General features: G+C 68.0%; 8 protein-coding genes and 1 pseudogene. 6 read left to right on the top strand and 3 right to left on the bottom strand.

Going from position 1 to position 7,270, the window contains the following annotated elements:
* Window positions 1-244 (bottom strand): annotated as a pseudogene (locus A5702_RS06470) (hypothetical protein); the annotation flags it as partial.
* A 124-nt stretch (window positions 245-368) separates the two neighbouring features.
* On the opposite strand from A5702_RS06470, the gene A5702_RS06465 reads away from it, so the two are divergent.
* The 6 genes from A5702_RS06465 (at window position 369) to A5702_RS06440 (ending at window position 5,170) form a co-directional block, all read left to right on the top strand.
* Window positions 369-1,169, top strand: coding sequence for an alpha/beta hydrolase (locus A5702_RS06465; protein ID WP_068219210.1), 801 nt, complete (start codon window positions 369-371; stop codon window positions 1,167-1,169).
* Complete coding sequence (locus A5702_RS06460) at window positions 1,148-1,948, top strand: SDR family NAD(P)-dependent oxidoreductase (RefSeq protein ID WP_231965006.1); 801 nt, start codon at window positions 1,148-1,150, stop codon at window positions 1,946-1,948. The genes A5702_RS06465 and A5702_RS06460 overlap by 22 nt, the downstream gene beginning before the upstream one ends.
* A complete protein-coding gene (locus tag A5702_RS06455; RefSeq protein WP_068219203.1) occupies window positions 1,945-2,817 on the top strand; it encodes a TIGR03619 family F420-dependent LLM class oxidoreductase in 873 nt (290 codons plus the stop codon). The genes A5702_RS06460 and A5702_RS06455 overlap by 4 nt, the downstream gene beginning before the upstream one ends.
* Window positions 2,817-3,545, top strand: coding sequence for a hypothetical protein (locus A5702_RS06450; protein WP_068219213.1), 729 nt, complete (start codon window positions 2,817-2,819; stop codon window positions 3,543-3,545). Before A5702_RS06455 ends, A5702_RS06450 begins: the two co-directional genes overlap by 1 nt.
* An 84-nt stretch (window positions 3,546-3,629) precedes the next feature.
* The gene (locus A5702_RS06445; protein ID WP_068219200.1) at window positions 3,630-4,124 is read left to right on the top strand and encodes a lipoprotein LpqH; all 495 of its coding nucleotides are present in this window, start codon (window positions 3,630-3,632) and stop codon (window positions 4,122-4,124) included.
* A gap of 56 nt (window positions 4,125-4,180) precedes the next feature.
* Window positions 4,181-5,170 carry an alpha/beta fold hydrolase gene (locus A5702_RS06440; RefSeq protein ID WP_068219197.1) on the top strand — a complete coding sequence of 330 codons (990 nt, stop codon included), beginning with the start codon at window positions 4,181-4,183 and terminating at the stop codon, window positions 5,168-5,170.
* An 82-nt stretch (window positions 5,171-5,252) separates the two neighbouring features.
* Here the strand turns inward: A5702_RS06440 and A5702_RS06435 are convergent, their stop codons facing one another.
* Both A5702_RS06435 and A5702_RS06430 read right to left on the bottom strand, forming a co-directional pair.
* Window positions 5,253-6,455 carry a cytochrome P450 gene (locus A5702_RS06435; protein WP_068219194.1) on the bottom strand — a complete coding sequence of 401 codons (1,203 nt, stop codon included), beginning with the start codon at window positions 6,453-6,455 and terminating at the stop codon, window positions 5,253-5,255.
* A 12-nt stretch (window positions 6,456-6,467) separates the two neighbouring features.
* Entirely contained in the window at window positions 6,468-7,133 is a 666-nt protein-coding gene (locus tag A5702_RS06430) for a TetR/AcrR family transcriptional regulator (RefSeq protein ID WP_067818097.1), read from the bottom strand.
* Window positions 7,134-7,270 lie beyond the last annotated feature (137 nt).

The raw sequence follows: 7,270 nt of genomic DNA, 5'->3' as shown, positions 1-7,270 counted from the left end.
CGGCGGCAATGGAATCGCGAGGGAAGCGGGTGAGCGCGGCCTCGGTGGTGTCGACGGCGTTCACCAGGCCGATGCCGGTCATCGCGACGATCACCCTGTTGCCGGCGATCGAGCCGAGATAGAAGCGCCGCCGGTCGGCGATCACCACCGGATCGGCATCGAGCGTGGTGTGGGACAGCACGGCGTCGGCCTCGCCCGGAAAGGCGGACAGCACCAGCGTGCGCCGCTCCCCATCTACACCCACCGCATCAGTAAACCCCACGAGACGGCGTGGCTTGGCCGATTCCGGTCCCCATGCGCACGTCAACGGCTAATCTCAGCGGCGTTGCAGCCGACCGGGGGGCGTGGCCCACGGAGGAGTCCCGCACATGCTCGAAGTGATCGAACGAACGCCCGGCCGCGAATCCCACCAGCCTCCGGTGCTATTCGTGCACGGGGCGTGGCACGGCGCCTGGTGCTGGGACGAGCACTTCCTGGACTACTTCGCGGACAAGGGCCACCGGGCGCTGGCGCTGAGCCTGCGCGGTCACGGAAGCAGTCCGGCGCCCAGATCCATGCGGTTGTGCTCGATCGCGGATTTCGTCGCCGACGTCGCATCCGTTGCCGACGGACTGGGCGAACGGCCGGTGGTGGTCGGGCATTCCCTGGGCGGCTTCGTGGTGCAGAAGTATCTGGAGTCACACGAGGCTGCGGCCGCCGTACTACTCGCCTCCGCACCCCCGAACGGCATCCTGGGATTCCTGGCGCGCCGGTTCAAGCGGCACCCGTGGTACACCGCCAGCGGCCTGGCGATGACCAGGTCGCTGCGCGGTGTCGGCGCCACGCCGGAATTGGCCCGCGAAACCTTCTTCTCGCCGTCGCACTGCGAAGCCGACGTTGCGCGCTATGCCGCGGAACTCTGCGAGGAGTACGCCCTGAGGATCGCGATCGACATGCTCTGGCATGACCTGCCCAGGCCCCACCTCGTCACCGCCCCGCTGTTGGTGTTGGGCGCCGAAGACGACGTGTGCTTCACCCAACGGGAAGTCCAGGCCACCGCGGCCGCCTACGGCACGCAAGCCGAAATCTTCCCTAAGATGAGCCACGACATGATGCTCGACCCTGGCTGGCTCGCCGTCGCCGAACGAATCCACGCGTGGATCGAAACATGCGTGCCCGCAACGCAATGACCGGCCGGCTGGACGGCAAGGTCGCGATCATCACCGGCGCGAGCACCGGCCTGGGACCCGTGCTCGGCTCGCGCTTCGTCTCCCAGGGCGCCAAGGTCTTGCTGGCCGCGCGACGCGAAGAGCTGGTGCGCGCCGCCGCCGAAGCGGCCGGTCCCGGGGCCATCGCGATGCGCGCGGACGTGACCGACGAGCGCGACGTCGCCGCCATGGTGTCGCGAGCCGTCGACGAGTTCGGCCATGTCGACATCTTGTGCAACAACGCCGCCGCCCCCGGGCAGGACCGCTGGATCTGGGAGCAGACCCTGGACAACTGGAACGCCACCATCGCCATCGACGTGACCGCGGCGATGCTGTGCACCCGCGAAGTGCTCAACCAGTCGATGCTCGCGCGCCGTCGCGGCGTCATCCTCAACTTCTCCTCCACGGCAGGCTATTCCGGCGTCGTCCGCAAGAGCCACTACGTCACCGCCAAGGCCTCCCTTCGGGCCTTCACGAAGACGGTCGCGCTGGAGGTCGGCCCCTATGGCATCCGCTGCAACTGCATCGTGCCCGGCGCCATCGACACCGAGTTGTGGCGTCGATGGGTGCAGCGCACGGCCGAAGAGCAAGGGGTCGACGTCGCCGCCCAACGCGAGAAAGCGCTCAAAGGGGTTGCGCTGCGCGCCATTTCCTCGCCCGACGACGTCGCCAACCTCGCCCTGTTTCTGGCCAGCGACGAAAGCCGGACCATCACCGGCCAATCGATCCCCGTCGACGCCGGGGGGTACATGCAGGGATGAGCGCCCCACGACTCTCCGTGGCCACGCCCGTGGTGACGATGTTCCCGAAGGCCAGCGGCGACTGGGAGAAGGACGCCTCGATCGAGGACCTGGCCCTTATCGCCGAGGCCGCGGATCGGCTCGGCTATCACCACCTGACCTGCAGCGAACACATCGCGCTGCCCGCGGCCGAGACGCACCGCCGCGGCACCCGCTACTGGGATCCGCTGGCCACCTTCGGCTACCTGGCGGCGCGCACGCAACGAATTCGGTTGGCCACCAACGTGCTGGTACTCGGATACCACCATCCGCTCGAGATCGCCAAGCGCTACGGCACGCTGGACAGGGTCAGCAACGGCAGGCTCATCCTCGGGGTCGGCGTCGGCAGCCTGAAGGAGGAGTTCGAGCTCCTCGATGCGCCCTTCGACGACCGCGGACCGCGGGGCGACGACGCGCTCAGGGCGCTGCGCGCGTCGCTGTCGGCGCCCGAACCCGCCTACCGCGGCGAGTTCTATTCGTTTGGCGGCATGGTCGTCGACCCCTGCGCGGTGCAGGATCGGGTCCCGATCTGGGTGGGCGGGCGCACGCTACGTTCGTTGCGCCGCGCCGCGACCCTGGCCGACGGCTGGGCGCCCTTTGCCGTGAGCCTGTCCGAAGCCCGAGACTGGTTGCGCCGCTTCGAGCTTCGGCCGGGGTTCGAGGTCGTCCTGCCGACTGCCGCTGCGCTGGACCCGATCAACGAGCCGGAGCGCACCCGCGACGCCGTCGGCGAGGCCGCCGAGCACGGCGCCACCATCGTGCCCGCCGTCTTCCGCCACACCTCGCTGCAGCACTACCTGGACAGCCTCCAAGCGCTGGCCGAGTTGCACTCCCCCGGCGGCGCCGCGTGATTCGCGTCAGGGCGGGCATATTCAGCCTCACCGCGCCGGCCGACGACGACGACGGCAGCTATCTGCGCTGGCACCTGCTCGATCACATGCCCGAGCAGTATCAACTGCCAGGCATCGTGCACGGGCTGCGCTGGATCGCCGACGGCGACTATCCCCAACACCGCCTGGCGGCCGACGGTCCGCTGGGCGAGATCGGCAACGCGGTGCACTACCTGGTGAGCGATCCCGTCGAGGAGACCTTCGACGACTTCGTCGCGCTCGGACGCACGCTGCGCGAGAACGGTCGGTTCCCCGTCGTCCGCCCGTCCCTGCAAGTGGCCGGGCTGCGCCTGCTGCAGTGGCGATCCTCGCCGCGGGCGCTGATATCCCCCGAGGTGGTGCCGTTTCGGCCGCACCGCGGCGTCGTCCTCCTCGTCGAGGAACCGGTCGACGGACGCCGTCCGGACGAGTGGCTGCAATGGCTGCACGCCGAGCACCACCCGGCGCTGCTCGATACGCCGGGCGCGGCCGGGGCGTGGACCTTCGGTTCGAGCGCGGGCTGGAACCGCCTTCCGCGAGGATGGCGAACGGACCACCAGTACATCACCGTCATCTACCTCGACGACGACCCGCTGACCACGACCGACGCCCTGGCGCCGGCCATCGAAGGGCGCTGGCGGTCGGGCGCGGTGCGGCCGGTGTTCGCCGGACCGCTGCGCAGCATGGTGAATTGGGAAGCGTGGCGGTAAACCCCGCGGTCGACTGGCCGCCAGGAAAAGGAGACCTTCCCGAAACGAATGGGTCCTATAGTCCTCGCTGGCAAGGGAGGTGAGATGACGAATCCGTACGCGCTGGCGGCCGCCGGCATCGCGCTGGCCGCCGGTATCTCCGGCTGTTCGGGCAAGGGCGGCCAGCCGGCGACCGCCCCGAGTGCGAGCCCGGCTTCGGTAACCACGACCGTGATGATCGACGGAAACAAACACACGATGACCGCCGGGGTCGAATGCACCAGTGCGGCGGCGCAACCCAACGCGTCACCACCCGAGTCGGGCGACCTCACCACCCGGATCAGCGTGCGCGACGATACGGCGTCGGTGTCCTTGGCCCTCTCGGACGAGAAACCGCCCATGGTCGACGGATTCGCGATCTCGCTCACGCTCGCCGCTGGCCAGTACCAACTCCCCTACCAGGCCGCCAGGTCGGCGACCCAGGTGCAAGCGACCAAGGAGGGCAAGAGTTACACGGTGACCGGGACCGGCGAGGCGACCACCCCCGGCCAAAGCGCCACGCGCCCGGTCACTTTCGGGGTGCACGTCACGTGCCCGTGACGGGGCGGTGCTGACGCATGGTTGTTAACCGCGACCCGCTCTGCGATGCTGGCAGCTTGGACATCTTCGCGGAGTGGCAAAGCGGCGGCACGGAACTGCGTTGGCGGTCAACGACCGCCGCCAACAATGGGCACGAAGTCGCGGTGTTCAGTCGCCGCTGCGGGACACCGGGCGCGCCCGCCTTGGTGCTCGTGCACGGCTTCCCGACCTCGAGCATCGACTATCACGGCCTGGTGGGCGATTTGGGCTTTGAATTCGACATCTACCTGCTCGACTTCCCCGGCTACGGCCTCTCCGACAAACCGCCTGAGCCCTACGTGTATTCGCTCTACGACGACGCGCGCCTGCTCGTCTACGCCATCACCCAGGTGTGGAATCTGTCCGAGTTCCGCATGCTTACCCACGACCGCGGCAGCAGCGTCGGTATGATCGCGCTGGAGCTGCTGGCGGCGCTGGACCCGCCGTCCCTACCCCTCGACCTCATCCTGACGAACGCCAACATCTATCTGCCGCTGTCCAATCTCACGGTCTTTCAGACCGCTCTGCTCGACTCCGCGACGGGTCGGCCCACCGCCGCCGCGACGACACCGGAGATGCTGGCGGCCGGCCTGGGAGCCAGCACCTTCATGCCGCGCCGAACGCTGGACGACCCGGAGATCGCCGCGTTGGCGAAATGCTTCGCCCACAACGACGGCATCCGCGTCCTGCCGGACACCATCCAATACCTGCACGAGCGGGCGGCGGACGAAACCGGTTGGTTGGAGGCGCTTTCCAAGAGCCCGGTCGACACCACGGTGGTGTGGGGGCTGCACGACAACGTCTCACCGCTGCGCGTGCCCAACCACGTCTGGCAGACGTACCTGAAGAACAAGCCCGGCCGCAACCGCTACTGGGTGATACCCGGGGCCGACCACTACCTGCAATGCGACGCGCCCGACCAGCTGGCCCAGATCGTTCGGCTGACGGCCCAGGGCGACGACATCCCGCTGCAGACCCTCGGCAACGTGCCCGACGGCGCGGTGTTGGTGGACGTAAGCGGTTCCTAGCTTTGCGCCGAACGTCACGCTGGCGTGACGCTCGACACCCCGCGTCACGCTGGCGTGACGCTCGACGGGGAGTGCCAGGCCGTCAGTCGGTGACCACCGGTAACCGCGCCCAGCCGCGCACGCTGGCGGTGTGCGCCCGCTGGGCGTTGGCGTAGTCGACCTCCCAGTCGGGCCAGCGCTTGAGCACCTCTTCGAGCGCCACCCGGCCCTCCATCCGGGCCAGCGCCGAGCCGAGACAGAAGTGCAGGCCCTGCCCGAAGCTCAGATGGCCACCCTGGCGGTGAATGTCGTAACGCTCGGGATCGTCGAAGTGACGATCGTCGCGGTTGGCAGAACCGTTGAGCAGCAACATGTATGAGCCCTCCGGCACCACCCGGCCGTAGAGTTCGGCGTCCTGGGCGACGTAGCGGGCCTGCACCGGCGACGGCGGCTCGTAACGCAGCGTCTCCTCGACCGCGCCGGGAATCAGGGACGGGTCGGCGACAAGCTCTCGCCGCTGATCCGGATGATCCGACAGCAATTGCCCCATGTAACCGATCAGCCGGGCGGTGGTCTCGTTTCCGGCGCCGGCGATCATCGCGGTGTAGGCCAGCACCTCGGTCCGCGACAACGGCCGCCGGGTGCCGTCGGGTTCCTCGATCTCGGCCCGCAGCAGATCCGTCATCAGGTCGTCGGACGGGTGATCGGCCCGCCATTCGATGTACTCCGCGAACACGACGATGCTCTCCTCGAACAGCTTCGCGTTGACCGCGGCGGGGTCGCGCTCGTCGGACAACTCGATGTAAGCGCCGCCCCGATCGCGAATCTTGGCCTGATCTTCCTCGGGTATGCCCAGCAGGTAACCGATGGTCCGCATCGGCATCATCGCCCCGAGGTCGGCGATGAAATCGAAGCCGCCCGCACCGACCAGCGGATCCAGCTCCCGCACGCAGAAGCCGCGCACCAGGTCCTCCACCGCCAACATGCGCCGCGGCGTGAAGACCCGGGACAGCAGCCTGCGGTGCAGGTCGTGCAGCGGTGGGTCCTCAAACAGCAGAATGCCCGGTGGCACTTCGATATTCGCGAACAAGATGTCGGCCGTGGTCCCCCGCCCAGACCGGTAGGTCTGCCAGTTCGGCAGTTCGCGGGCCACGTCCTCGTACCGGCTCAGCGCGTAGAAGTTGTACTTCTCGTTGTAGTACAGCGGCGCCTCGTCGCGCATGCGCTTCCACACCGGGTACGGGTCGTCGTCGATGTCGGAGTCGAACGGGTCGTAGTACAGGTCGACCGCGCTGGTTCCTGGCATGGTTGATCTCCCTTAGTCGTTGCGGTGCAGGAAGCCGTGCAAGATCGCCTGGACCAATTCGGACACGATCACTTCTCTCGACGGCGGCTTGGCGCCGAAGTAGGTGGAACGCAACGCGGCCATGCCGGCGATCATCGCCACCGTCGAGTAGGCCGGCAGGTCCGGATGTTCCGACCGCAGGCCACGCAGGTTGATGCCCTCGGCGCTGATCTGACCGAGCACCGTGAAAGCCCGTCGAACTTCGGGGATGCCGGCGTCGGCCGCCTCCTCGTCGCTCAGGGCTTCCGATGCCATCAGCGTCAACAACAGGCCCCGGTGTTCGACCAACACGTCGTAGAGCCGACCGACGAAAAGCCCGGCCAGTTCCTCCTCGTCCGTCTCTTCGGGGATGACGGATTGCCACGTCCGGCCGAAGTCGTCGACGAAGCTGGTGAACGGTAGGACCAGCGCCTCGCGAAAGAGCGCGGCCTTCGAGCCGAAGTGCCGGAACAGCAGGTGTTCCGTGACGCCTGCGGCCTGGGTGATTTCCCGGGTCGTCGTGCTCCGATAGTCCTGGCGCGCAAAGAGTATCCGGGCGGCGTCGAGCAGAAGCTGGCGCGGAGCGCCACGGGGGCGGCGATTCGCCGGGGTCGGCGCGTCTGCCGCGCCACGTTTCGTGGTGGGTGGCCGCTGGGGCACAGGTTCGCTCCTCGCCGGACGGTTGACTGCCTTTAGGATAGTGTGCACTATCTAATGCGTCGAGGTGGTATCGGAAGGGGTGCGGCCGTGGGCGCTGTCATCATGCTGGGCACGTTGTTCGGGCTGGTCATTCTGAT

This window comes from Mycobacterium sp. E3339 (assembly GCF_001666915.1).
Lineage (GTDB): Bacteria > Actinomycetota > Actinomycetes > Mycobacteriales > Mycobacteriaceae > Mycobacterium.
This window is presented reverse-complemented; position numbering and strand designations above follow the sequence as displayed.

What these genes read in the sequence shown, in the direction of transcription:
- A5702_RS06465 (WP_068219210.1), top strand. Translation starts at nt 369, where the DNA reads ATGCTCGAAGTGATCGAACGAACGCCCGGCCGCGAATCCCACCAGCCT.
- A5702_RS06460 (WP_231965006.1), top strand. Translation starts at nt 1,148, where the DNA reads ATGCGTGCCCGCAACGCAATGACCGGCCGGCTGGACGGCAAGGTCGCG.
- A5702_RS06455 (WP_068219203.1), top strand. Translation starts at nt 1,945, where the DNA reads ATGAGCGCCCCACGACTCTCCGTGGCCACGCCCGTGGTGACGATGTTC.
- A5702_RS06445 (WP_068219200.1), top strand. Translation starts at nt 3,630, where the DNA reads ATGACGAATCCGTACGCGCTGGCGGCCGCCGGCATCGCGCTGGCCGCC.
- A5702_RS06435 (WP_068219194.1), bottom strand. Translation starts at nt 6,455, where the DNA reads ATGCCAGGAACCAGCGCGGTCGACCTGTACTACGACCCGTTCGACTCC.